Source organism: Leclercia sp. UBA7405 (assembly GCF_037152215.1).
GTDB lineage: Bacteria > Pseudomonadota > Gammaproteobacteria > Enterobacterales > Enterobacteriaceae > Enterobacter > Enterobacter pneumoniae.
The window spans coordinates 209597-233191 of the sequence record NZ_JBBCMR010000003.1 but is presented as its reverse complement, the minus strand read 5'-3'; the positions used below and the strand labels follow the sequence as shown (position 1 = coordinate 233191).

Annotated in this window: 25 protein-coding genes and 1 tRNA gene; 6 read left to right on the top strand and 20 right to left on the bottom strand. The window is 55.7% G+C overall.

Annotation, left to right across the window (positions count from 1 at the left end; genetic code table 11):
• Nucleotides 1-296: 296 nt before the first annotated feature.
• Together WFN75_RS16370 and WFN75_RS16365 are read right to left on the bottom strand one after the other, a co-directional pair.
• Nucleotides 297-372: transfer RNA gene (locus WFN75_RS16370), tRNA-Phe, on the bottom strand.
• A 95-nt stretch (nucleotides 373-467) separates the two neighbouring features.
• The gene (locus tag WFN75_RS16365) at nucleotides 468-1178 is read right to left on the bottom strand and encodes a DUF554 domain-containing protein (RefSeq protein ID WP_040074057.1); all 711 of its coding nucleotides are present in this window, start codon (nucleotides 1176-1178) and stop codon (nucleotides 468-470) included.
• A 399-nt stretch (nucleotides 1179-1577) separates the two neighbouring features.
• Here WFN75_RS16365 and WFN75_RS16360 point away from each other — a divergent pair, with 399 nt between their 5' ends.
• Nucleotides 1578-3713: an ornithine decarboxylase gene (locus WFN75_RS16360; RefSeq protein WP_336996504.1), complete on the top strand. Its 2136-nt coding sequence runs from the start codon at nucleotides 1578-1580 to the stop codon at nucleotides 3711-3713.
• Nucleotides 3714-3749: 36 nt separating this feature from the next.
• Here WFN75_RS16360 and WFN75_RS16355 read toward each other — a convergent pair whose 3' ends face one another.
• From WFN75_RS16355 to mutY, 4 genes are all read right to left on the bottom strand, one after another.
• Nucleotides 3750-5009 (bottom strand): nucleoside permease, encoded by a 1260-nt coding sequence (locus tag WFN75_RS16355; protein WP_046887158.1) that lies wholly within the window; start codon nucleotides 5007-5009, stop codon nucleotides 3750-3752.
• 241 nt (nucleotides 5010-5250) lie between these two features.
• A complete protein-coding gene (gene mltC / locus WFN75_RS16350) occupies nucleotides 5251-6330 on the bottom strand; it encodes a membrane-bound lytic murein transglycosylase MltC (protein ID WP_046887157.1) in 1080 nt (359 codons plus the stop codon).
• Nucleotides 6331-6381: 51 nt separating this feature from the next.
• Nucleotides 6382-6654, bottom strand: a complete 273-nt coding sequence (locus WFN75_RS16345) for an oxidative damage protection protein (protein ID WP_040074062.1) — start codon at nucleotides 6652-6654, stop codon at nucleotides 6382-6384.
• Nucleotides 6655-6680: 26 nt separating this feature from the next.
• The gene (gene mutY / locus WFN75_RS16340) at nucleotides 6681-7733 is read right to left on the bottom strand and encodes an A/G-specific adenine glycosylase (RefSeq protein WP_233800633.1); all 1053 of its coding nucleotides are present in this window, start codon (nucleotides 7731-7733) and stop codon (nucleotides 6681-6683) included.
• A 144-nt stretch (nucleotides 7734-7877) separates the two neighbouring features.
• On the opposite strand from mutY, the gene trmB reads away from it, so the two are divergent.
• The 3 genes from trmB to WFN75_RS16325 are packed head-to-tail and all read left to right on the top strand — an operon-like array spanning nucleotide 7878 to nucleotide 9695.
• Entirely contained in the window at nucleotides 7878-8597 is a 720-nt protein-coding gene (trmB, locus tag WFN75_RS16335; RefSeq protein ID WP_040074065.1) for a tRNA (guanosine(46)-N7)-methyltransferase TrmB, read from the top strand.
• Nucleotides 8597-8923, top strand: a complete 327-nt coding sequence (locus WFN75_RS16330) for a YggL family protein (protein WP_040074066.1) — start codon at nucleotides 8597-8599, stop codon at nucleotides 8921-8923. Before trmB ends, WFN75_RS16330 begins: the two co-directional genes overlap by 1 nt.
• 52 nt (nucleotides 8924-8975) lie before the next feature.
• Nucleotides 8976-9695, top strand: coding sequence for a DUF2884 domain-containing protein (locus WFN75_RS16325; RefSeq protein WP_040074067.1), 720 nt, complete (start codon nucleotides 8976-8978; stop codon nucleotides 9693-9695).
• 131 nt (nucleotides 9696-9826) lie between these two features.
• Here the strand turns inward: WFN75_RS16325 and WFN75_RS16320 are convergent, their stop codons facing one another.
• The 6 genes from WFN75_RS16320 to WFN75_RS16295 all read right to left on the bottom strand — a co-directional run bounded on the left by WFN75_RS16320 (nucleotide 9827) and on the right by WFN75_RS16295 (nucleotide 13567).
• A complete protein-coding gene (locus tag WFN75_RS16320; protein WP_336996503.1) occupies nucleotides 9827-10189 on the bottom strand; it encodes an endonuclease domain-containing protein in 363 nt (120 codons plus the stop codon).
• A 63-nt stretch (nucleotides 10190-10252) separates the two neighbouring features.
• Complete coding sequence (hemW, locus tag WFN75_RS16315; RefSeq protein WP_336996502.1) at nucleotides 10253-11395, bottom strand: radical SAM family heme chaperone HemW; 1143 nt, start codon at nucleotides 11393-11395, stop codon at nucleotides 10253-10255.
• Nucleotides 11388-11981, bottom strand: coding sequence for an XTP/dITP diphosphatase (locus WFN75_RS16310; RefSeq protein ID WP_336996501.1), 594 nt, complete (start codon nucleotides 11979-11981; stop codon nucleotides 11388-11390). Before WFN75_RS16310 ends, hemW begins: the two co-directional genes overlap by 8 nt.
• Nucleotides 11982-11984: 3 nt before the next feature.
• Entirely contained in the window at nucleotides 11985-12281 is a 297-nt protein-coding gene (gene yggU / locus WFN75_RS16305) for a DUF167 family protein YggU (RefSeq protein ID WP_263616987.1), read from the bottom strand.
• Entirely contained in the window at nucleotides 12278-12844 is a 567-nt protein-coding gene (locus tag WFN75_RS16300) for a YggT family protein (RefSeq protein WP_046887150.1), read from the bottom strand. Before WFN75_RS16300 ends, yggU begins: the two co-directional genes overlap by 4 nt.
• Before the next feature lie 21 nt (nucleotides 12845-12865).
• Entirely contained in the window at nucleotides 12866-13567 is a 702-nt protein-coding gene (locus WFN75_RS16295) for a YggS family pyridoxal phosphate-dependent enzyme (RefSeq protein ID WP_040074074.1), read from the bottom strand.
• Between the two features lie 17 nt (nucleotides 13568-13584).
• Between WFN75_RS16295 and WFN75_RS16290 the strand changes: the two genes are divergently transcribed.
• The gene (locus WFN75_RS16290) at nucleotides 13585-14565 is read left to right on the top strand and encodes a type IV pilus twitching motility protein PilT (RefSeq protein ID WP_336996500.1); all 981 of its coding nucleotides are present in this window, start codon (nucleotides 13585-13587) and stop codon (nucleotides 14563-14565) included.
• On the opposite strand, the gene WFN75_RS16285 is transcribed toward WFN75_RS16290, so the two are convergent.
• On the bottom strand, nucleotides 14562-16820 hold the full coding sequence (locus WFN75_RS16285) for an FAD-dependent oxidoreductase (RefSeq protein ID WP_336996499.1): 2259 nt from the start codon (nucleotides 16818-16820) through the stop codon (nucleotides 14562-14564). The two genes, WFN75_RS16290 and WFN75_RS16285, sit on opposite strands and share 4 nt — an antisense overlap.
• A 65-nt stretch (nucleotides 16821-16885) precedes the next feature.
• Between WFN75_RS16285 and WFN75_RS16280 the strand changes: the two genes are divergently transcribed.
• Nucleotides 16886-17581 (top strand): IclR family transcriptional regulator domain-containing protein, encoded by a 696-nt coding sequence (locus tag WFN75_RS16280; RefSeq protein ID WP_046887146.1) that lies wholly within the window; start codon nucleotides 16886-16888, stop codon nucleotides 17579-17581.
• 114 nt (nucleotides 17582-17695) lie between these two features.
• Here the strand turns inward: WFN75_RS16280 and ruvX are convergent, their stop codons facing one another.
• The 7 genes from ruvX to galP form a co-directional block, all read right to left on the bottom strand.
• A complete protein-coding gene (gene ruvX, locus WFN75_RS16275) occupies nucleotides 17696-18112 on the bottom strand; it encodes a Holliday junction resolvase RuvX (protein WP_046887145.1) in 417 nt (138 codons plus the stop codon).
• Nucleotides 18112-18672, bottom strand: a complete 561-nt coding sequence (locus WFN75_RS16270; RefSeq protein ID WP_040074082.1) for a YqgE/AlgH family protein — start codon at nucleotides 18670-18672, stop codon at nucleotides 18112-18114. The genes ruvX and WFN75_RS16270 overlap by 1 nt, the downstream gene beginning before the upstream one ends.
• A gap of 91 nt (nucleotides 18673-18763) precedes the next feature.
• Nucleotides 18764-19711 carry a glutathione synthase gene (gene gshB / locus WFN75_RS16265; protein ID WP_040074083.1) on the bottom strand — a complete coding sequence of 316 codons (948 nt, stop codon included), beginning with the start codon at nucleotides 19709-19711 and terminating at the stop codon, nucleotides 18764-18766.
• A gap of 20 nt (nucleotides 19712-19731) precedes the next feature.
• Nucleotides 19732-20463 carry a 16S rRNA (uracil(1498)-N(3))-methyltransferase gene (gene rsmE / locus WFN75_RS16260; RefSeq protein WP_040078396.1) on the bottom strand — a complete coding sequence of 244 codons (732 nt, stop codon included), beginning with the start codon at nucleotides 20461-20463 and terminating at the stop codon, nucleotides 19732-19734.
• Between the two features lie 95 nt (nucleotides 20464-20558).
• Nucleotides 20559-21266, bottom strand: coding sequence for a deoxyribonuclease I (endA, locus tag WFN75_RS16255; RefSeq protein WP_040074085.1), 708 nt, complete (start codon nucleotides 21264-21266; stop codon nucleotides 20559-20561).
• Between the two features lie 93 nt (nucleotides 21267-21359).
• Nucleotides 21360-21857 (bottom strand): SprT family zinc-dependent metalloprotease, encoded by a 498-nt coding sequence (locus tag WFN75_RS16250; protein ID WP_040074086.1) that lies wholly within the window; start codon nucleotides 21855-21857, stop codon nucleotides 21360-21362.
• Nucleotides 21858-21917: 60 nt separating this feature from the next.
• Complete coding sequence (gene galP, locus WFN75_RS16245; protein ID WP_040074087.1) at nucleotides 21918-23315, bottom strand: galactose/proton symporter; 1398 nt, start codon at nucleotides 23313-23315, stop codon at nucleotides 21918-21920.
• Nucleotides 23316-23595 lie beyond the last annotated feature (280 nt).

Genomic DNA, 23595 nt, shown 5'->3' with positions numbered 1-23595 from the left:
CTATTCCCCGCGACAAAATCACGTTAAGACCAGCGGATTAAGGAGAAATGATAATCCCCCCGTTTTCCCCGTATTTATGAATGATCTGAGAGAAAGGAACCGTAAAGGACCGTAGAAAGACCGTAGCAGTGAGGTTAGGAAAAGGTACATCAGAGGATGTTGAGGTGTCTAAAAGTAACGAATATCAGCGAAAATGGCGAGAAATCCAGCAAACAAATAACGTGTTGCAACGACCAGAAATCTACCATAGCCAGAAAAGAAAAAAGCCCCGCTTTGCAGCGAGGCCTTATGAATAGTGGTGCCCGGACTCGGAATCGAACCAAGGACACGGGGATTTTCAATCCCCTGCTCTACCGACTGAGCTATCCGGGCAACGGGCCGCATTAAACCCGATCCGCCCATTCGCGTCAACGAAATTTGTTGTTTTCGCTACAGACTGCACACTCTCTCGCCAGATTGCTGCGAACTCAGGCAAAAAAGGCCGTCCACAGGGCCGAGAGCGGCATAGCGATGATCAACGCGGGAAGCATATTCACCACGGCGAACATTTTAATGCCGCAAATCCGCAACCCGGTTGCCAGCAGCAGCAGGCCGCCCACGGCAGTAAAATCGGCCATCATCGCGGGAGTGGTGAGCGGCAATATGAGCGTGGCACAGGTCGCCAGAGCAAGCTGAATCAGCAACATCGGCACGCTAATCGCCGCCACGGCGATACCCAGCGTGGTGGCAAAGATGGTGGCGGTGAAGAAATCGAGAAACGCCTTAGCGATAAGAATGCTCGGGTCGCCGGTCATCCCCTCCTGCATCGAGCCAAAAATACCGGTGCCGCTGGCGCAGAAGAGAATAATGATTGCCACATAGCTCTGAATAAATGAATCGTGCGCGCCGGCGGCGTTCTTGCCGCGCGAGATCAGATTTTTGGCTTTGCCGACGGCGCCGTTAATACCTTTTTCCAGATAGCAAAATTCGCCGATCAACGCACCGAGCAGGGTCGCCAGCACCATCACCGGCAGGTTGGCGCACTTGATGACCAGCAGAATGCCGATACCCAGCGAGGCCAGACCAAAAATCGACGGCATGGAGGAGCGAATACGCTCAGGTAAACGCTGGCTCAAAACCGCGCCAAGCACGCCGCCCAGCAGCACGGCACTTGCATTGATAAAGGGGCCGATAACCAAAATGGACTCCTGTTAATTACTCATTGATATTGCATTATTATTACTCTTTTCAGAGAGTAATCGCCAATTCTTAGCCGCTTTTCTGCATAAGGATTCTTCCTTGCGCCCCCTGGCGAAAGGTGCCATTATTGCGCGAATTTTCTCCTTCAGGATACGGGGCCGCCTATGAATATGTTGTATGTCGCTTTGCGAATGGCTGGCCGTATCTCCGCTTTCTCCTCTATCCTCACCATGCGGTGAGGGTATCGCACGCTCGCTGCAGGACAGCAGTAAAATCAGACATGCTCTGCTTTTACTGATGTCTGGCGGTCGGAGCTGAACTCCGGTCAGACACATTCGTTGGGCAGGGTTGTCACCCTGTCCGGGGCTTTTTCTCGCCTTTAACGGGTATTTGCGCTTATGAAAACAATGAAAATTGCCGTCAGCCGCGAGCTGGTTTCCGCCTTGTCCACGCACCGGGAAGTGGTGACGCTGGATAACACCGATTTTACGGATGTGGCGGCAGTCGTCATTACCCTCGCTGATAGTCACAGCGGTATCCTGGCCTTACTGAAACGCACGGGGTTCCAGCTACCTGTATTTATGTTCTCGCAAGAGCCGCTGGATGCGCCTGCCGGGGTTGCCGCCGTCATCGCGGGTAAAGCGCAGGAGTGGCTGGAGCTCGAAAACGCCGCCTGCCACTACGAAGAGACGCTGCTGCCGCCATTTTTTGACACCCTGACCCAGTACGTTGCCATGGAGAACAGCACCTTTGCCTGCCCTGGCCATCAGCACGGAGCCTTCTTTAAAAAGCACCCGGCCGGGCGTCAGTTCTTCGACTTTTTTGGCGAGAATCTCTTTCGCGCCGATATGTGCAACGCCGACGTCAAACTGGGCGATCTGCTGATCCACGAAGGCTCGGCCAAGCATGCGCAGAAATTCGCGGCAAAGGTCTTTAACGCCGACAAAACCTACTTCGTGCTGAACGGCACCTCTGCCGCTAACAAAGTGGTGACCAATGCGCTGCTCACCCGTGGCGACCTGGTGCTGTTTGACCGCAACAACCATAAATCAAACCATCATGGAGCGCTGATTCAGGCCGGTGCGACGCCGGTCTATCTGGAGGCGGCGCGAAACCCGTTTGGCTTTATCGGCGGGATTGATGAACACTGCTTTAACGATGACTATCTGCGTAAATTGATTCGTGAGGTGGCACCCGCGAAGGCGAACGATGCACGTCCGTTCCGCCTGGCGGTGATCCAGCTCGGCACCTACGATGGCACCATCTACAATGCTCGTCAGGTCATCGACAAAATTGGTCACCTCTGTGACTACATCCTGTTTGACTCGGCATGGGTCGGTTATGAGCAGTTTATCCCGATGATGGCTGACAGCTCACCGCTGTTACTGGAACTGAACGAGAACGATCCAGGTATTTTTGTCACCCAGTCGGTGCACAAACAGCAGGCCGGGTTCTCGCAAACCTCGCAAATTCACAAAAAAGATAACCACATTCGCGGCCAGGCACGCTTCTGCCCGCATAAGCGCCTGAATAATGCCTTTATGCTGCATGCTTCTACCAGCCCGTTCTATCCGCTGTTTGCCGCGCTGGATGTGAACGCCAAAATGCACGAAGGGGAGAGCGGACGCCGTCTCTGGGCTGAGTGCGTCGCGCTGGGTATTGAAGCGCGTAAAGCGATTATCGCTAACTGCAAAATGATACGTCCGTTTATTCCGCCGGAGGTAGGCGGGCGCCCCTGGCAGGACCATCCCACCCACGCGATTGCCAGTGAACTGCGCTTCTTTAGCTTTGAGCCGGGAGCGAAATGGCATGGCTTTGAGGGCTACGCCAGTGAGCAATACTTTGTCGATCCCTGCAAGCTACTGCTGACCACCCCCGGCATCGACGCGCAAACCGGGGAGTACACCGACTTCGGTATTCCGGCTACTATTCTGGCGCACTATCTGCGTGAAAACGGGATTGTGCCGGAGAAATGCGACCTCAACTCAATCCTCTTCCTGCTCACCCCGGCGGAGAGCGCAGACAAGATGGCGCAGCTGGTGGCGATGCTCGGCCAGTTTGAACAGCACATTGAAGACGATACGCCGCTGGCGGATGTGCTGCCCACCATCTGGCAGAAGTATCCGGTGCGCTACCGCGACTACACCCTGCGTCAGCTATGCCAGGAAATGCACGATCTGTACGTCAGCTTTGATGTGAAAGATTTGCAAAAAGCGATGTTCCGACAGGAGAGTCTGCCGCAGGTGGCGATGAACCCGCAGGATGCTAACCAGGCGTTTATCCGCGGCGACGTGGAGCTGGTGCGTATTAGCGAAGCGGAAGGGCGTATCGCCGCTGAAGGGGCGTTGCCTTATCCACCGGGCGTGCTGTGCGTTGTGCCTGGCGAAGTGTGGGGCGGGGCGGTACAGCGTTACTTCCTGGCGCTGGAAGAGGGGGTTAATCTTCTGCCCGGCTTCTCGCCGGAGCTACAGGGGGTCTACAGCGAAAAGGATGCGGACGGAATTAAGCGGTTGTACGGCTATGTGCTGAAGTGATGCACAGCCCCTCTCCCGCGGGAGAGGGGCAACATCTTATGAGTGTGCGATGGGCTGAACGCCATCCGCAGTACGAACATGTTTGTATTTGAACAGAGCCATGAAGGCAAAGAACAGCACCACGGAGTAACCGGCGAAGATTAGCCATACCGGCTGCCAGTCGGTAATGCCGTTAGTGGTATACATCTCCACAACCTTACCGCTCACAATCCCACCGAGAATACAGCCGAAGCCGTTGGTCATCATCAGGAACATCCCCTGCGCACTGGCGCGAATTTCCGGGCGAACCTCTTTCTCGACAAACACGGAACCCGAGATGTTGAAGAAGTCGAAGGCGCAGCCGTAGACAATCATCGACAGCACCAGTAGCACGGTGCCGAAGGCAGACGGGTCACCGTAAGCGAACAGACCAAAGCGCAGCATCCACGCGGCGATACTGATCAGCATCACGTTCTTGATGCCATAGCGGCTCAGGAAGAACGGGATAGTCAGGATAAACAGCGTCTCGGAGATCTGCGAAATCGACATCATTACCGACGCGTGTTCAACGATAAAGCTACCCGAGAAGAGCGGATCGTTATCAAAGCTGTGCAGGAACGTATTGCCGAACATGTTGGTGATTTGCAGTTCAGCGCCCAGCAGCATCGAGAAGATAAAGAAGATCGCCATGCGTTTGTTTTTGAACAGCGCAAACGCATCCAGACCGAGCATGCTGCTCCAGCTCTGGTTTTTCTGCTGGTTGGAAACCGGAATATGCGGCAGCGTCAGGGTGAACAGCACCAGCAGTACGGAGAGCGCCGCGCCGATATAGAGCTGCATATGGCTCAGTTCGAACCCAGAGAAGCTCACCGCCCACATCGCCATGATAAAGCCGATGGTGCCCCAGATACGGATTGGCGGGAAGTCGGTCACGATATCCATACCTGCCGTTTTCAGGCGATAGTAGGAGATCGAGTTGATCAGCCCAAGCGTTGGCATATAAGCCAGTGAGTTAAGCAGGATCACTGCAAACATCGCCCCAGGCGTGGTCACCCCGGCCGCCATAAATAGCGTTGCTGCGCCTACAAGGTGACAGAGTGCGTACAACCACTTCGCACTGATCCACTTATCCGCCACAATCCCCAGCAACGTCGGCATAAACACCGCCGCGATACCGAGCGAGCTGTATACCGCCCCGATGGATGCGCCATCAAATTTCAGCGTGACAAACATGTAGGAGCCGAGCGTGGTTAGCCAGCTCCCCCACAGGCAGAACTGCAGAAATGACAAAATTTTAAGCTGCAGCTTAAGGTTCATGTTGCTTTCCTCACAAGTGAGCGGGCTAATTGTTAGTGTGTAAACATTCAGGGGGGCTATTTGGTGCAATTCTATCAGTGGACGGCCTGATGTTTTGTTACCTCCCGCAAAAAAATGCAATCCTCATTAATTTGCAGTTTGGATTGTGATGCAAATAACATTTTCGTATGGCAGGCGGGCGTTGTGGCGTCCACCTCACCCTGCCCCAGGGAGACGGGGCAGGGTGAGGGGAAAGTGTGGATTAACGACGACGATAGTTTTTCTGCGCCGTATTCACTTTGTAGAGATAGCGACGGGATTCACCGGATGGATGGCGGGTGGTCAGGGTCTGATAGACATCACCTGGCGCCATGCTGTTGATGATATTCGCCGCCTGCAGCTTATCGCTGGAGAAGACGCGCAGCACGCTGCCCGCACCGCCGTTGTAGGCGGTGATCACCGCATAACGACGCGACGTAGGGTTATCAATGCCGCTCAGGTAGACATTGTTCAGCATCGCCAGGTAGGCGGTGCCGGTATCAATGTTACTGGCAGGATCGAACAGATAGCTACGGCTCGGCGTACCCGATTTCCCCTGTGAACGGAACACGTCTTTCCCGGCGCTGTGCTGCACAACCTGCATCAGGCCCAGCGCATCGGAACGGCTGACGGCATACGGGTTAAACGAGGATTCAGTCTGCATAATCGCAAGGATCAGCGACTCATCGACGCCATACTTACGCGACGCCTGACGCACCATACCGATGTACTTATGGGCACGTTTATCGAGGTGGTTCGGTACCAGATTGATGGTGACGCTGTAGATAATTTTCAGGCCGTTGGTGCGGCTCTTCATGCGCGTTTGTAACAGATAATCGGCGAAGTTCGAGGCGCGACCTTCCCAGCGAATCGGCTGGCCGGTCTGGTCCACTACCTGGCCGTACAGGAACGGCTCTTTAGAGATGGTGATGTCGTCGGCATCAGAGTAGAGATCGATAGTGCCCGGATCGTCACCCATCAACAAGGTTTTGATGATGGCCTGACGCAGGCGTGCCGCAGGTTCAGTGCCTGCAATGGTTTCAATCGTGATCGTACCGTCATCAAAGTTGATGTGGCTACGGGTCTGATACGCGTCGGTATATTTAACGTAATCTTTTGGTCCGGCAATCAGGACCTCGTTAAATCCCCAAATATTTTCAATGTTATGGGCAAACTGCCCCATCAGAATGTCAAAACCGTTAGTGTCTTTTATCCAGGCTTCGTTATAGCTATCGCCTTTATTTTTCGAGGAACAAGAAACAAGCAACGGCGCAACAAGGGCTAGCGCTAAAAATTTTTTCATCATTCCGGGAGTGCGTGTTGTGAGCAGTGAAAAGGGCCATCTGGCCCTTCATTATTTTTCCGGCGGCGTATAGCCTTCGATGTGAACATCCTTACCTTCGAACAGGAAGTTGATCATCTCCTGCTCCAGTAATTTACGATGTTCAGCGTTCATCATATTGAGCTTCTGCTCGTTGATGATCATGGTCTGCTTATGCTGCCACTGCGCCCAGGCTTCTTTGGAGATCTCGTTATAGATGCGCTTACCCAGCTCGCCTGGATAAAGCTGGAAGTCTTGACCCTCTGCGTCACGTTGCAGGAAGGTGCAAAAAATTGTTCTGGCCATAATCATTCCTCTTTGTCGCGCCGGGGCTACGCTATTGCCCCAACACGTAATTGCTGTAACAAGCGCTCTACAGGTGCCGCCAGTCCCACTGACGGTGGCTGCGCTAAGTTATACCAGAGACCGGTTCCCTCATCCATGCACGCGGTGAATGAGGACACTGGAAGCCACATTGGCACAATATCCAGATGGAAATGGCTAAAGGTGTGGCGAAACGCGGTTAACTGCCGAAGATTATCGGCATTAATCTGCCGATCCGCCAGCCAGGCGCGCAGCCCGGCTTCGTCGGCAAACTGCGGGAAACAGAACAGTCCGCCCCAGAGCCCGCTCGGCGGACGCTGGGCCAGGAAGACGTTCTCATCATGCTGCAGCAGCAGAAAATAGCCGGTGCGCTCTGGCAGCGTTTGCTTAGGTTTTTTGCCGGGGTAGTTAGCCCATGAATGGTTGGCATAGGCTACGCAGAGGTTATTAACCGGGCAAAGCTCGCACTTTGGTCTGGAGCGGGTGCAGACCATCGCTCCTAAATCCATCATTGCCTGATTAAACTGCTCAACCCCTTTGGCCGGCGTCACCGCGTCGCTTAACGCCCACAGACGCTTTTCGACCTCTTTTTTTCCGGGCCAGCCGTCAACGGCGTAGCAGCGAGCGAGCACCCGCTTAACGTTTCCGTCCAGTATTGGAAAATGTTTGCCCAGCGACAGGGAGAGTACCGCCCCGGCGGTGGAACGCCCGACACCGGGCAACGCCGCAACCTCGTCAAAGGTTTCCGGGAACTTACCCTTATGGAGCGTGGCAACCTGCTGAGCGGCTTTGTGCAGATTACGCGCCCGGGCGTAATAGCCAAGCCCGGTCCACAAATGCAGCACTTCATCAAGGGGGGCATTCGCCAGATCGGTTACCGTTGGGAAACGCGCCATAAAGCGCTCAAAATAGGGGATCACGGTGGCGACCTGCGTTTGTTGCAACATCACCTCAGAGAGCCATACTTTGTAGGGCGTTTTTTCAATTTGCCAGGGCAGGGTTTTACGCCCGTATTTGTCGTACCAGTCCAGCACCTGGGCTGAAAATTGAGAGGCTTGCATGGTCTTCGATTCGCGATATCAGGGGGGCGAATTGCAGCACAGCGGCAATCGGCTGTAAACCGGATCTTTCCCATGCTTGCATAGATGCCTTAACTTTGGATAATGCCCGTTTCCCGAACATACTCACAAGCAGACTACTCTTTTATGAAAAACGACGTCATTTCACCGGAATTTGATGAAAACGGCCGCCCGCTGCGCCGTATTCGCAGCTTCGTCCGCCGTCAGGGGCGCCTGACCAAAGGTCAGCAACATGCGCTGGACAACTACTGGCCGGTGATGGGCGTTGAGTTCAGCGAGCAGCCTGTCGATTTTGTCGAACTGTTTGGCCGCGACGCGCCCATCACCCTGGAAATTGGTTTTGGCATGGGCGCTTCGCTGGTCACGATGGCGAAAGCGCGCCCGGAACAAAATTTCCTCGGAATTGAAGTGCACTCACCGGGCGTGGGCGCATGTCTGGCTACGGCCCATGAAGAGGGTGTCGAAAACCTGCGTGTGATGTGCCACGATGCGGTAGAAGTGCTGCACAAAATGATCCCTGACAACTCACTTAATATGGTTCAGCTCTTTTTCCCTGACCCATGGCACAAGGCGCGTCATAATAAACGTCGCATTGTGCAGGCACCCTTTGCTGAGTTAGTGAAAAGTAAGCTTAAACTGGGTGGCGTTTTCCATATGGCGACCGACTGGGAAGCCTATGCAGAACATATGCTGGAAGTCATGTCGGGGCTCGACGGGTATAAAAACCAGTCGCAAAGTAACGACTACGTGCCGCGTCCGGACTCCCGGCCGGTAACCAAATTTGAACAGCGTGGCCATCGTCTTGGTCACGGCGTATGGGACTTAATGTTCGAGAGGGTGAAATAATGGCAAAGAACCGTAGCCGTCGTCTGCGTAAGAAAATGCACATCGACGAATTCCAGGAAGTAGGTTTTTCCGTTGCATGGCGTTTTCCGGAAGGCACCAGCGTAGAACAGATCGATAAAGACGTTGATGCGTTTATCGAAGAGGTTATCGAACCTAACCAGTTGGCCTTTGATGGCAGTGGCTACCTGGCGTGGGAAGGTCTGATCTGCAAACAAGAGATCGGCCGTTGCACGGAAGAACATCAGGCTATCGTCCGTAAATGGTTAGAAGACCATAAATACGAAGAGGTACGCATCAGCGAACTTTTCGACGTCTGGTGGGACTAATTAAACATAAGGGGCCAGCATTTGCTGGCCCATTTTGTCTGAGGGAGTTTTTATGATGCGCAAAACGCTGCTGGCAGCGGCACTGATGGCAACCGCCTTAACGGCGCATGCTGAATATAAATGTGAAGTGACGCCGCGTGACGATGTAATCCTGAGCCCGCAAACCGTGCAGGTGAAAGGCGAGAACGGCAATCTGGTCATTACCCCGGATGGCAGCGTCATGTTTAATGGCAAACAAGCGAGCCTGAGCGCAGCCCAGCGTGAGCAGGCGAAAGATTATCAGGCCGATCTGCGCTCCGCGCTGCCGTGGATCGACGACGGCGCCCGTACCCGCGTAGAAAAGGGCCGCGTGGCGCTGGATAAGATCATCGCCAAAGAGGTGGGGGAGAGCAGCAACATGCGTACCCGCCTGACCAAACTGGATGCCCAGTTGAAAGAGCAGATGAACCGCATCATTGAACGCCGTCCCGACGGCCTGACCTTCCACTACAAAGCTATCGACCAGGTGCGTGCCGACGGCCAGCAGCTGGTGAACCAGGCGATGGGCGGTATTTTGCAGGACAGCATCAACGAGATGGGTGCAAAAGCCGTGCTGAAAGGCGGCGGTAACCCGCTGCAGGGCGTGCTGGGTAGCCTGGGCGGATTACAGACTTCGATTCAGAATGAGTGGAAGAATCAGGAAGCGGATTTCCAGGCCTTCGGCAAAGATGTCTGTAAACGCGTGGTGTCGCTGGAAGAGAGCAGGAAGGCGCTGGTAGGGACGCTGAAGTAAGTTTCTTTACCCCTCACCCTAACCCTCTCCCCAAAGGGGCGAGGGGATAGTTTGCTCCCTCATCTCGTAGGCGAGGTGATAGTTTGCACCCTCACCTCGTAGGCGAGGCGATGGTCTGCCCCCTCTCCCTTTCAGGGAGAGGGTCGGGGTGAGGGTAGCAGCGTTTGCAGTGTCTCAAGGATTTTTTCTAATACCGCCTCTTCATTATTCCAGAGTTCGTTGTTCCAGAATCGAATGACGTACCACCCCTTTTGGTTTAACCACAACGACCTTTGCTCATCGTAGTTCTGTTTTTCATCATGTTGCCCGCCATCCAGTTCAACCGCCAGTCGCGCTTCGCAGCAGGCAAAATCAAGAATGTAGTGGCCCACGGGATGTTGTCGGCGAAACTTGTAACGTGAGAAACGGCGACCACGCAAGAGATACCAGAGGTGTCTCTCTTCCATTGTCAGCTCACGCCTGAGCTGTTTTGCGTAAATTTTTAATTTATCCATCCCCACACTCTGCCAGCCTTTACTTCAGCTGGCAGAACGGGATGCAAAATCCGGAAGCCGTCTTCAGGAATCTTCGGCGAGGAACAGCTCGAGAAGGGAGTTTAAGAACAGTTTGCCGTGCTCGGTGATCTGCCAGTATTCATCACATTCGGTGAGATACCCCTGCGCCAGCGCCTCGTCAATCTGTGGACGAATCACCGACTCCGGCAGCCCGGTATAGCGCGAAAACTCCGCGCGCGGTGCGGCTTCCAGCAGGCGGAAACGATTCATAAAGAACTCAAACGGCTTATCCGCTGCCTCGACGTCGTGCTGACGCTCCAGATAGCGGCCTTCCATATACCCACGCGGATGGCGCGTTTTAGCTGTACGCAGGATGCGGCCATCCGGGAAGGTCACTTTGCCGTGCGCGCCGCAGCCTATCCCCAGATAATCGCCAAAGCGCCAGTAGTTCAGGTTGTGCTGGCACTGGTAGCCCGGCTTCGCATAGGCGGAGGTTTCGTACTGCTGATAGCCCGCAGCGGTCAACAGCTGATGGCCTTGCTCGAAGATATCCCACAGCGCGTCGTCATCCGGCAGTACCGGCGGGCGAGAGCCAAACAGCGTGTTTGGCTCAATGGTCAACTGATACCAGGAGAGATGCGGGGGATTAAGTTCAATCGCCTGACGCAGGTCATCCAGCGCTTCGTCGAGCGATTGGTCCGGCAGGCCGTGCATCAAATCAAGGTTAAAACTACGAAGGCCAAGCCCCGTTGCCAGATGCGCAGCGCGCTTTGCCTCGTCCGGGCCGTGAATACGCCCCAGGCGCTTTAATTTCGGCTCGCTAAAGCTCTGCACGCCGATGGAGATACGGTTCACCCCTGCGCGCTGATACTCGACAAAACGGTCGGCCTCCACGGTGCCGGGGTTGGCTTCCATCGTAATTTCAGCATCCGCTGCCAGGTTCAGGCGCGCACGCACGCCATCCAGCAGCGTTTGCATCGCCGGGCCTGAAAGCAGGCTCGGCGTACCGCCACCAATAAAAATGGTCTTAACTTCACGTCCCTGTGCGTAAGGTACATCGGCGTCCAGGTCGGCCAGCAGATGCGCAACGTAATCATCGTGCGGCACTTCGCCCTTCAGCGCGTGCGAGTTGAAATCGCAGTACGGACATTTCTGCACGCACCACGGGATGTGAATATAAAGACTCAAAGGTGGCAAATTAGCCATTACGTAATGCTTCCAGTAACAGTTTCAGGGCGCGTCCGCGGTGGGAAATCGCGCTTTTCTCTTCGCGGGTCAGTTCCGCAGCGGTTTTGCCCTCAGACGGGACAAAGAAAATCGGGTCGTAGCCAAAGCCGCCGTTGCCTGCCGCCTCACGGGTAATTACGCCCGGCCAGCTGCCGTGACAGACAACAGGCGTGGGGTCTTCGGCATGGCGCAGATAAACCAGCACGCAGTGGAACTGCGCGGTGCGCTGGTCGTCAGGCACATCCTTCAGGGCAACAAGCAGCTTTTCCAGGTTTTGCTGGTCGGTGGCATCTTCACCAGAGTAGCGCGCGGAGTAGATCCCCGGCGCACCGCCAAGATAATCGACGGCCAGACCGGAGTCGTCAGCAATGGCCGGCAGGCCGGTAATCTGAGCGGCATGGCGCGCTTTCAGAATGGCGTTTTCGATAAAGGTCAGGCCCGTCTCCTCGGCGGAATCCACGCCAAGCTCGGTCTGAGCGACCACGTCCAGCCCAAAATCATTTAAAAGCGAGGCCAGCTCGCGCACTTTACCGGCATTACCGGTAGCGAGAACAACTTTCTGCATGGTTTAGTCCTGTTCTGTCAGCGCCGCGACTTCCGTCGGGATATTTTGCGGGTTGAGGATTTTTACCTGTTTATGCCGCCCCAGTTCACCTTTTTCAATGATGACCTGGCTTTTGGCGACGCGAAACTGTTTAGCCAGATATTTGGTCAGATGCGCATTGGCCTGGCCATCAACCGGCGGGGCGGTGATGGCGACTTTTATCTCGTCGCCATGCAGCCCAACAATGCTGTCGCGGCTGGCTTTCGGCTGAATATACAGCCGTAAAACCAGCCCGTCAGCGCAGGTGCTTACGGCACTCATAGCGCCATCCACAGCCCCGGCAGCAGCATGTTGCCCGTCGCCTGTAACAGCTCGGCGATCCCCATGTTGGCCACGTACAGCAGCAACACAAGGATCATCGGGGAAAAGTCGATCCCGCCCATCGACGGCAGCAGGTTACGGATCGGGCGAAGTAAAGGGTCTGCCAGTTGGATCAGGGCAAACTCTACCGGGCTACGGCCCTGGCTTACCCAACTCATGATCGCCATCAGCAGCAGTACCCAGAAGATGAGCAGGCCGATGGTCTTCAGCAGGATCAGTACGGCGGCAATCCAGATGATAGGCTGGAAGCTGACCACCATAAACAGCACGATGGCTTTGATAAAGCAGAGCACCAGTGCTACTAGCAGCGATGCGCTATCAATCGGCCCCATCGGAGGGATAACTCGGCGTAGCGGCCCAATGATCGGCTGGGTGATTTTAACGACAAATTGTGAAAAGGGGTTGTAGAAATCACAACGCGCCCACTGCATCCATACGCGCAGCAAAAGCACCATCGTATAGAGTTCAATGACCGTCGAGAGCAGGAAAGTCAACGTCTTCATGGCGTTCCTCAGGTTTCCTTATTATTGGGTGTAGTCGCGCGCACCGAAAATGGCTGTGCCGATGCGCACCATGGTACTGCCTGCCGCAATGGCGGCGTCCATATCGTCCGTCATGCCCAGTGAAAGCGTGTCGACGGTTGGGTAGCCCGCTTTGAGCGCCTCAAATGCTACAGCCATTTGCTGTGCCACGGCAAATTGCCTGTCGTAATCCGCTTCCGGCGCCGGGATCGCCATCAATCCACGCAGCTGGAGTCCGGGCAACTGCGCCACGGCCTCTGCCAGTGCATCAAGTTCTGAAAGCGCGATTCCTGACTTGCTGTTCTCATCACTAATATTGATTTGAATCAGCACGTTAAGTGGAGGCATTTCGGCTGGACGCTGCTCGCTAAGCCGCGTGGCTATGCGCAGACGATCGACCGTATGGCACCAGTCGAAATGTTCGGCGACAAGGCGGCTTTTGTTCGACTGCAACGGCCCAATAAAGTGCCATTGCAGATCGCTTCTGCCCGCGTCATGGAAATGGCGGATTTTTTCTACCCCTTCCTGAACATAGTTTTCGCCGAATGCGCGCTGGCCTGCGTCAATCGCTTCTGCGATGGCGCTCGCAGGTTTGGTTTTGCTGACTGCAAGCAACGTAACTTCTTCTGAAACACGGCCGCAACGCGTTGCTGCGGCTGAGATTTTATCCCGGACCTGTGCCAGGTTATGCGCAATGTCGTTCATTTTCCGAGGAGATTCGTGTGGATATGGAAGAAATTGTGGCCCTTAGTGTAAAGCATAATGTCTCGGATCTACACCTGTGTAGTAATGCGCCACCGCGCTGGCGACGCCGTGGAAAGATTGAGCCAGCCCCTTTTCCCCCGGCGGATGTCGCCGCGCTGCTTAATAGGTGGCTCAGCGAAGAGCTGCAGGGCGAGTGGATTGCCCGCGGGCAGGTCGATTTTGCCATCACGGTAGGGGAGGCGCATCGCCTGCGCGCCAGTGCCTTTGCCCACACGCATGGCTGCTCCCTTGCGCTGAGGCTGCTGCCGCACTGTTGTCCGCAGCTACGCGCGCTGGGTACGCCGCGTACGATGCCGGAGCTGCTGGCGAACGATAACGGCCTGATACTGGTGACCGGGGCAACGGGTAGCGGAAAATCGACCACGCTGGCCGCCATGGTCGATTATCTTAACTGCCACAGCGACGGGCACATTCTGACGCTGGAAGATCCGGTGGAATTTATCCACCAGAGCAAGCGCTGTCTGGTGCAGCAGCGCGAAATAGGCTTACACAGCCGCACCTTCGCCGAGGCATTACGTGGCGCATTGCGTGAAGATCCCGATGTGATTTTGCTGGGGGAACTACGCGACAGCGAAACCATTCGTCTGGCGCTCACCGCCGCCGAGACCGGGCATCTGGTATTGGCGACGCTCCATACGCGCGGCGCATCGCAGGCCATTGAACGGCTGGTCGATACCTTTCCCGCGCAGGAAAAAGATCCGGTGCGTAACCAGCTGGCAGGCAGTTTGCGTGCGGTACTGGCGCAAAAGCTGGTTAACGATAACCAGGGCGGGCGAGTGGCGCTGTATGAGCTGTTGGTCAATACCCCCGCGGCGGCGAACCTGATCCGCGAGGGCAAAACGTACCAGTTGCCCGGCGTGATTCAGACCGGGCAGCAGATGGGGATGCAGAACTTCGACCAGAGCCTTGCCGAGCGCCGCGCCCAGGGCCGGGTTTAACGGACGTTCAGGGAGTAGATCGCCGGAAGTGCGCCTGCGGTGGCAAGGATCTCCAGTTTGATCTCTTGCACCCTGAGCGGGTGCGCAAAACGGTGCTCACAGACGGAGTGGTGATTATCTGTTACTTCAGCGAGCAGGACGTTATCTCCCCACAGGCGATAGTGGGTAATGCAGTGCGGCGTAATGGCCCGGTGATGGCCCATCTGCACGCTCTCCATTGCGTTGTCAAAATCGTTATCCTGCACCAGCGTCAGGTGGGTAATCTCCTGCGGATGGGCCCATTGCCATACGGCCTGCGGTGCAGGGTCATCAGCCGCGGGAGACCAGGCGTTGGCTTGCTGTTCGGGGCGCAGGCGGCCATTCTGCAGGTTTTGCTTGCTGTAGCACTCCAGCGGCGTATCCAAACGGATGGCCGGGAAGATCTGTTGCGGATGACGGCGCGGCAGCCAGAAGTCAAACTCATCCACGCCATAATCGCCATCCGCCACCTGGCGAGTATGTTTCGCCACCCGGGCGTTCAGACTATTAAAGACGGTCATCAGCCCAGGCAAATGCGTATCCGTCAGCGCTATCTCAACCTCTTCGCTGGCGCTGAAGGCGACAAAAACGTACTGATCCCGGTCACTCTGCCAGTCGAAGTTGCAGGTGTAATCGCCCTCTTGTCCGACATCCAGCGTCACCCCGGCGTAGCTACATTCTGGCGTAAAATTACCGCTCTTTTCGCTCCCCAGCAGGGTAACGGTGAGCGGCTGCGGTCTGCGGGTGCGCAGCGTAAAGGTCATGGCAGGCAAGGTGTCACCACGGCGAACGGGCAACAGTATTGCCATGCGCGCCGCCAGGGAGTGCCACTGGCCATTTGGCGCCAGCGCGCGGAGGAGATACTCGCTGCTGGTGGTGACAGTAGCGCCTTTTGCCGGGTCTTCCAGCCACTGGCGCGGGATGTAACAGCCCGTCGTCTGCAACCGCTGCTGCAGTTCACCAATGCGGCCCGGCTGCGCAAGCGCCTGCGGCGTCAGCTGATGACGATGACAGAGCGCCGCTGCGCGGCCCACCACCTCCCCCAGCAGGCCGCAGGTGCACATCACCCTTGCGCTGCCAAAGGCAACATGCGACGCAGAGATCAACCTGCCGGTCAAAAACAGGTTGTCCAGAGAGCGGCTGTAGAGCGAGCGAAAGGGAATGGTGTACGTCCCTTTACTGTGGAACTGTCGGCAACCATCGTGTGTACTGTACACCCCGTCCGCAGGGTGCAGGTCGATAGACCAGCCGCCATACGCCACCGCGTCGTAATGGTCGCGCTGTTCAATAATGTCCTGCTGGCAGAGCAGATGATCGCCCATAAATCGGCGGCTCTCGCGCTTGCCGGGGATCGCGCCCACCCACTCGATAGTCAGGTTGTCCGCATCGGGGAATTCGCCCGAATTTTTAATATAGTTCCAGACCCCCCAGACGATTTTCCACAGCTCCCATTTGATGGTCTCGCTCTCATGAACGGTGTCGAGGCGGCCTCCCCACTCAAGCCACCACAGATCGCAGCCGTTGAGGGTCGAGGTCAGTCGCTTATAACGAGGGATGGCGGTGATGTCATCAAGCGCAAAGGAGGGGGGGACAAAATTTACCGGCTCAGCGGTGCGCTTAGTGTAAAAATAGATCGAGTGCCCGAGCTTGTGTCCAAAATGCTCCCCTGGGGCCATTTTCTCCCCCAGTTCATCGGGCGACTCGGCCCCTTCGCGATACTCAGCCCCCGCAAGAAAGCCCAGGACGCCATCCCCGGTGGCATCGCAAAACTGGCTTGCCGTTACGGTATAAAAGGTTTCATTAATGGCATTGAAGGCTTTGACGGCGGTCAGGCGAGCCTGCTCTTGAGTGATCTCATATACGGCAGTATTAAGCAGCAGGGTCAGACCCGGCTGACTTTTAGCGAGATCGAGCAGTACCAGGTCAAACATCACCGGGTTCCCCTCTTTGTTTCGCCAGAGGTTCTCCTCCATGATCTCACCCATGATGCCGCCTTCACGCGCCCAGCGATTATTGTTGCCCATGTGCGAGGTGGCGCCGTTTGCCCACAGGCGTACTTCGCTGGAGGCGTTGCCCCCTAATACGGGGCGGTCCTGAATAAGAACGACCCTGAGCCCCTCCCGGGCTGCCGCCAGGGCCGCGCACAGCCCGGCCAGGCCACCACCTGCCACCAGCAGGTCAGCTTCCAGAGAGGTGCCAGGAAAGGTTCTGGCCTCGCGTTGGGGATAGATATTCATTACCTTGTATCCTTCTGAACTGGCGGTAGAATCGACTCACTTTTCGACACAAAATGAACGTGGCTATGTCATCACAACCGAACCAAAGCCTTATTGAGGGCATTCGCTGTCTGCAGTATCTGGTCTCCAGTGGTCGCGCTATTGGCTGCCGGGAGCTGGCGCGTCTGATGGGCATTAACACCACCCGCGTTAACCGTCTGCTGATGACCATGGCTTCTATTGGCCTCACCATGCAGGATGAACAGCGTCGCTATCTGCCGGGGCCCGGGATCCACGCGCTGGCGGCGCAGGCGATACGTGGCTCAGAGCTCTTCTCCCGTGCGCTACCGGCGCTGGAACGCCATGCCCCGCGCGATATCGTGGTGGCGTTGGGAGTATTGTGGGAAGACCAGGTCATCTATATCTGGCACTCCGTTCCCGGCAGTCAGGCGACGCAGGCGCTGGCCGGCTTTCATATGCTCCCTGCCTGGCGTTCGGTCATCGGCATGTCACTGCTGGCTGCCGAGAGCGACGAGGCCTTGATGGCGCGTTTTACCCCGGAACAGTGGCAGAACCTGGCACCGCATGTGGCTCAGCAACGCGAACAGGGGCAGGTTGTGTGGCACCATGACGATGGCGAAGTCTCCATGGCCCGGCCCGTTGGCGAACATCAGGCTGCACTGGCCTTTGCCGGGATGTGGAACCCTGATGAACAGACCATTCAGACTCGCCTCGAACAACTGGATACGCTTAACCAGCAGTTGCTGCAAAAATCACCTTAATGTTTCTTTTATAGAAACATTAATCAGAAAGCAAAAAAGGGCCGGCTGAAGTGTGATGGCGATCGAGGTATTGCGCGCATTTGCCCGGCATGCCGGGCATTAGAGGAGAGGGGGTCAGAAACCCTGTTCGAAGTAGCTTTCGAGAATTATTACCGCAGAGGCTGAATCTACGCTGCCTTTATTCAGCGCGCGGAAACCACCCTGTTCAAAGAGGCCGGAGCGGGCTTCCACCGTGCTCAGCCGCTCATCATGCAGTTTCACCGCCACGCCAAACCGGCCATGGATTTTATTGGCAAACTTACGCGCCCGGGCAGTAAGCGGTTGTTCAGAACCGTCCATATTCAGCGGCAGGCCCACAATGACCTCATCGGGTTGCCACTCTTTTAGCAACCGCTCAATGAGGCTCCAGTCGGGCGTACCGTCCTGCGCTTTAAGAGCCGTCAGCGGGCGCGCCGTGCCGGTAATGCGTTGGCCAATGGCTACGCCGATACTTTTGGTGCCAAAATCAAACGCCAGCAGGGTACCGCTCATCAGGCATGCCCCGCGACGCCAGGCATAGTCTGGATATCAATGCCAATCAGCTTCGCTGCATCACGCCAACGGTCGGCGATAGGGGTTTTAAAGAGGATATTCAGATCCGCCGGCGCCGTAAGCCATGCGTTATCCAGAATCTCCTGTTCCAGCTGGCCCTTTTCCCAGGACGCATAGCCGAGCGCAACCAGCACATCGGCTGGCTGATTCAGGGTACCCAGCGTCTCGAGAACATCGCGGGAGGTGGTGATGACGGTGTTGTCAGAGATGCGAATGCTGGAAGAGAAGCCCGGCGGGGTATGCAGGATGAATCCGCGATCTTCTGCCAGCGGCCCCCCCAGCATCACCGGTTTGTCGAGGCGGATTTCCGGCACGCGCTCATCCTGGGCAATTTTCAGCTTATCCAGAATGCCTTCAACATTAAGATTTTCCAGCGGTTTATTGATGATGATCCCCATTGCGCCGTCATCACTGTATTCGCAGATATAGACTACGGAACGACGGAAAATCGGATCCTGGAGAGCAGGCATGGCAATAAGAAAGTGATGCTGTAAATTCATTGTCAGAGGTTCTGTTTCCTGGTTTAAAAAGCGACAGCGCCCAGTATGCGTACAAAGAGGGACGCTGTCACTAACAGTATTTCGAACGAAATTATCCCTTCAGACGCGTTTCAATCGCATCCATCAGCATGCCGGTAATAGAAACCGGGAACGCCGCTTCAATTTCGCGAATACAGGTTGGGCTGGTCACATTCACTTCCGTCAGACGATCGCCAATAATGTCGAGACCCACAAATATCAACCCTTTAGCTTTCAGCAGCGGGCCGACGCGACGGGCAATTTCCCAGTCGCTTTCGCTCAGCGGACGGGGCTCACCGCGACCACCTGCCGCCAGATTACCGCGAGTTTCGCCACCCTGCGGAATACGCGCCAGGCAGTAAGGAACCGGTTCGCCATCAACAACCAGCACGCGCTTATCACCGTCCACAATGGCGGGCAGATAGTTCTGCGCCATACAGTAACGGGTGCCCAGTTCGGTCAGGGTTTCGGCAATCACGCCGATGTTCGGGTCGCCCTCTTTGACGCGGAAAATAGACGCACCGCCCATTCCGTCCAGAGGTTTCATGATGATGTCGCCGTGTTTCTGCCAGAAGGCCTTCAGCTGTGCTTTGTTACGGGTCACCAGGGTTTCTGGCGTCAGGTCTGAGAACCAGGCGGTGTAGAGCTTCTCATTACAGTCGCGCAGGCTCTGAGGCTTGTTGACGATCAACGTCCCTTTCTCTTCAGCACGCTCAAGGATATAGGTGCAGTAGATAAATTCAGTATCGAATGGCGGATCTTTACGCATCAGGATCACGTCGAGTTCGGCCAGAGGCAGATCCTGCTCGGAGCCAAATTCGTACCATTTGTCGTAGTTCTGCTCGACGTTAACAATGCGGGTGCGCGCACGGGCTTCGCCGTTAATCAGATAAAGATCGCTCATCTCCATATAGTGGAGCTGGTAGCCGCGACGCTGCGCTTCCAGCAGCATGGCAAAGCTGGAGTCTTTCTTGATGTTGATGCTGGTGATGGGATCCATCACGATGCCGAGCTTGATCATTCTTCTTCTCCGTTAATGCTTCAACCCAGATCGCCAAATCGCACCTGAAGTGCGGTTATGGCAGTGAGTGCAGTCGTCTCAGTACGCAGAACGCGTGGCCCCAACAGAATATCAGTAAACTGATAGCGCGCGGTCATGGCGATTTCATCCGCTGACAGTCCGCCTTCCGGGCCAATCAGCAACCGTACGCGCTCAACCGGTAGCGGCAGGGTATTGATGCTGGCGCTGGCGCGCGGATGCAGGTTGAGCTTAAGCCCTTGCTCCTCTTCAGCGCACCAGGCTTCGAGATCCATCGCCGGGCGGATCTCCGGGACGCGGTTGCGACCACACTGTTCACAGGCGGCAATCGCGATTTTTTGCCACTGCTGAAGCTTCTTGTTCAGCCGTTCAGCATCCAGTTTAACGCCGCAACGCTCAGAAAAAAGTGGCGTAATGAGGCTTACACCCAGTTCGATCGATTTCTGGATAGTGAATTCCATTTTTTCGCCACGCGACATCACCTGGCCCAGGTGAATATGCAGCGGAGATTCACGATCATCCATTTCGCCGCGCACAACGCGCACCAGCACGCTTTTTTTATCCGCGCGGGTAATTTCCGCCTCAAAAACCTGATTCGAGCCATCAAAAAGCTGAATCGCCTGGCCTGCGCCCATGCGTAATACGCGGCCGACGTGGTTCGCCGCATCGTCAGAGAGGGCAATTTCGCTGCCAGCGGTAATCAGGTCCGGGTGATAGATGCGAGGAGTGCGCATAGTCAGAAATTCCATGTGTCATACGGTGATACAGACACGCCTCCAGGCCCTGGCCTGAAGGCGTGTCTGTCTAAATCAGTTGCCGCTAGTGTAGGTTAGCTCTTTTGCGCCTGGCAAGCGCGCTGCACGTAAGGGTTGTGATTCCCCTGAACTTTTGCAATGCGTTCGTCGCGCTGGCACTCCCACGGGGAGACCGGGTAAAGCTTGTTCCAGGCGTTGAACAGCTGGGTTTGCTGGCGAGAAAGAGTGAGGTTGTAGCGGTCACGCATATAGAAATAGGTCCGGGCAATGCTGCCCCGTGCCCGGGCTGGCGGCTCGGCGACTTTCTCTTTGAAATCGACCTTCATGGCGCACTGGCCATATTGACCTTCACCGCCGTTCCACTGACTGTACATAAAGTTGCCGCGATCGCCGTTAACTTCGCCCACCGCGGGCTGCAGGTTGTGCATATCACTCTCTATCTGGCGATAGACGGGGTCTTTAGCGCAGTTTTTGCGTCCGCCGTCCTGCCAGCACTGCCGCTGGTGGCCAAATTGCCATGCCGGGACTACGTGCTCCCACTCAATACGGCTGGCCCGATTCTCGTTTTTGCGAACCTTGTAGCCACAGGACTCAAGGTCGACGACCCCTTTTTTGCCCTGCCAGTTAATTTTACAGCCACAGTAAAAATCACCGGGCACATCGGCGTTAATCTTCACGCCGGCGGTTTTGGCCTGAGAGAAACTGTGAATACCTTCGGCCAGCGCGTGACCAGAGACCGCGGCAGCCAGAAGGGCAACCGCGAGAGAGTATTTACGGTACATCGTGAACTCCGTAGTAAAACGAGCCCGCAACGTAGCGAATGTTGTTCTTGTATGCAATCAGTCAGATCAGGAATGTTCCTGAATGTTCGCAGTCTATTCTGCGGTTAGCGCCTCGCCACACTTTACGCAGCGGTAAGTCGCTTCGCCGCGCACCACCCGGTTATGGCGGCGTACGGTCAGCTGATGCTGCTGGCACGCGCAGCGATAGGGGAAGGTATTACGGCGTACAGAATCCAGCTCGAACTGGTGGGTGCGGCGCGCCGGGACGCCGAGGACGCTCTCCATCATCCACTTCCACTCTTTACCATGAGGGGCAACGCGACCGAAATGTTTCCAGACCAGCAGATGGGCCAGTTCATGCGGCACCACTTCATCGATAAAGGCTTGCTGATTTTCCATCATAAGCACCGGATTAAGGCGGATCTCGTATGGCTCAAGCCATGCGGTACCAGCCGAGGTGCCACGCTGCTGATAAACCAGCTTCGGTTCCGGATAACTGCGCCCCAGCTTCAGGTTGGCCTGGGCGAGTTTTTCCCGCAGGCTGCGCATAACGGCTTGCTGGATAGCGATGGGAAGACGGGGTGTTTTCATAGGGGCAGAGCATAAAGCGGGAGGCGGGGAGGCGCAATAGCCATCCTCCCCGTTTGAAGATTAGTCGTGAGCGCCGATTTCGCGAAGCTTACGTCCTTTCATCAGGTTACGTTCGATGTGTTCTAGCGAGACGTGTTTGGTCTCAGGCACTAGCCACAGGGTCAATACAATGAACAGCACGTTCAGACCGCCATAAACCCAGAAGGTATTGGCATTGCCCAGAGTATTGAGCATGGTCAGGAAGGTTGCGCCGACGATCATGTTCGCAATCCAGTTGGTGGCGGTGGAACAGGTGATACCGAAGTCGCGGCCTTTCAGCGGCTGAATTTCAGAGCACAGTACCCAAATCAGCGGACCGGCGCTCATTGCGAAGCCAACGATAAACATCAGCAGCATCGCTACGGCAAAGTACTGCGCGGTCGGTGAGTTGATACCCATGTGCATCATGGTACCCAGCACGCCCATACCTACCGCCATGACCAGGAAGCCCAGCGTCAGGGTCGGTTTACGGCCCCAGCGGTCAACCAGGCCGATGGCGATAAAGGTCGCCAGCACGTTAGTCAGCCCGACGATCACCGTTCCCCACATCTGCTCGGTGGTGTTGGTATAACCCGCCAGTTCAAAGATTTTTGGCGCGTAATACATGATGACGTTCATACCGGTGAACTGCTGCATGACCTGGAGCAATACCCCCAGGAAGACGGCACGACGGAAGTTGCTGTTCTCTTTAAACAGCGCCCAGCCGGACTGTTTTACCTTCAGACTTTCGCGGATCTCTTCCAGTTCATTTTTGGCTTCGGCGCTGGTGTCTCGCAGACGTAACAGCACCCGTTCCGCATCGTGGAAGCGGCGTTTTGCGGCGAACCAGCGCGGGCTATCCGGCAGGAAGAAGACCCCGATCAACAGCAGAATCGCCGGGATGATAATGACGCCCAGCATCCAGCGCCATGCGCCGCTGTAGCTGAACGCGGTATCGGACAGATAGGCACCGAGGATACCGATGGTAATCATCAGCTGATACATAGAGATCATGCTGCCACGGATTTTTTCCGGCGCAATTTCAGAGAGGTAGAGCGGGGCGGTATAAGAGGCTACCCCTACCGCCAGACCCAGTAATACGCGGGAGAGGATCAGCACTTCCACATTGGGTGCGGCGGCTGAAAAGAGTGAACCGGCCACGAAGAGGATCGCCCCAATCATCAGGCTCTTTTTACGCCCGAGTTTGAAAGAGAGCCAGCCGCTGCCGACGGCGCCCACAGCGGCGCCAAACATCATTGAGCTCACTACCCACTCCTGGGTGTGGGCACTAATTTTGAATTCATCGGTGATGAAGGGTAATGCACCGGCAATGACGCCGATATCCAGGCCAAATAGCAATCCTGCCAGGGCTGCAAGGAAGCAGACGAAAAACGTCATGGCTTTATTGGACGTACGCCCCTGTTTTTTATTGTCAGGCATTATGCCCTCCAGTTGGGTTATCAATTTTATCGATGTAAAGGGTAGGTTATTAGATCGTGAAGTTATGTGATACAGGTCACATTGGTGTAATCGGTTACACCGGATCGCGATCGTAAAGTAAATTAAGACTTTGAAAATATAGAGTTAAAATAGTTGATGCGCATCGTATTTGCGCCAGTTTCAGACTTAACCTAAAGGGGATGTAACAGCAGAAGAAAGGGATTCATGCAAAGAGAATATTCTGAAAGCGCTGCCGATGACAGGTGATGTAAGCGGTTTC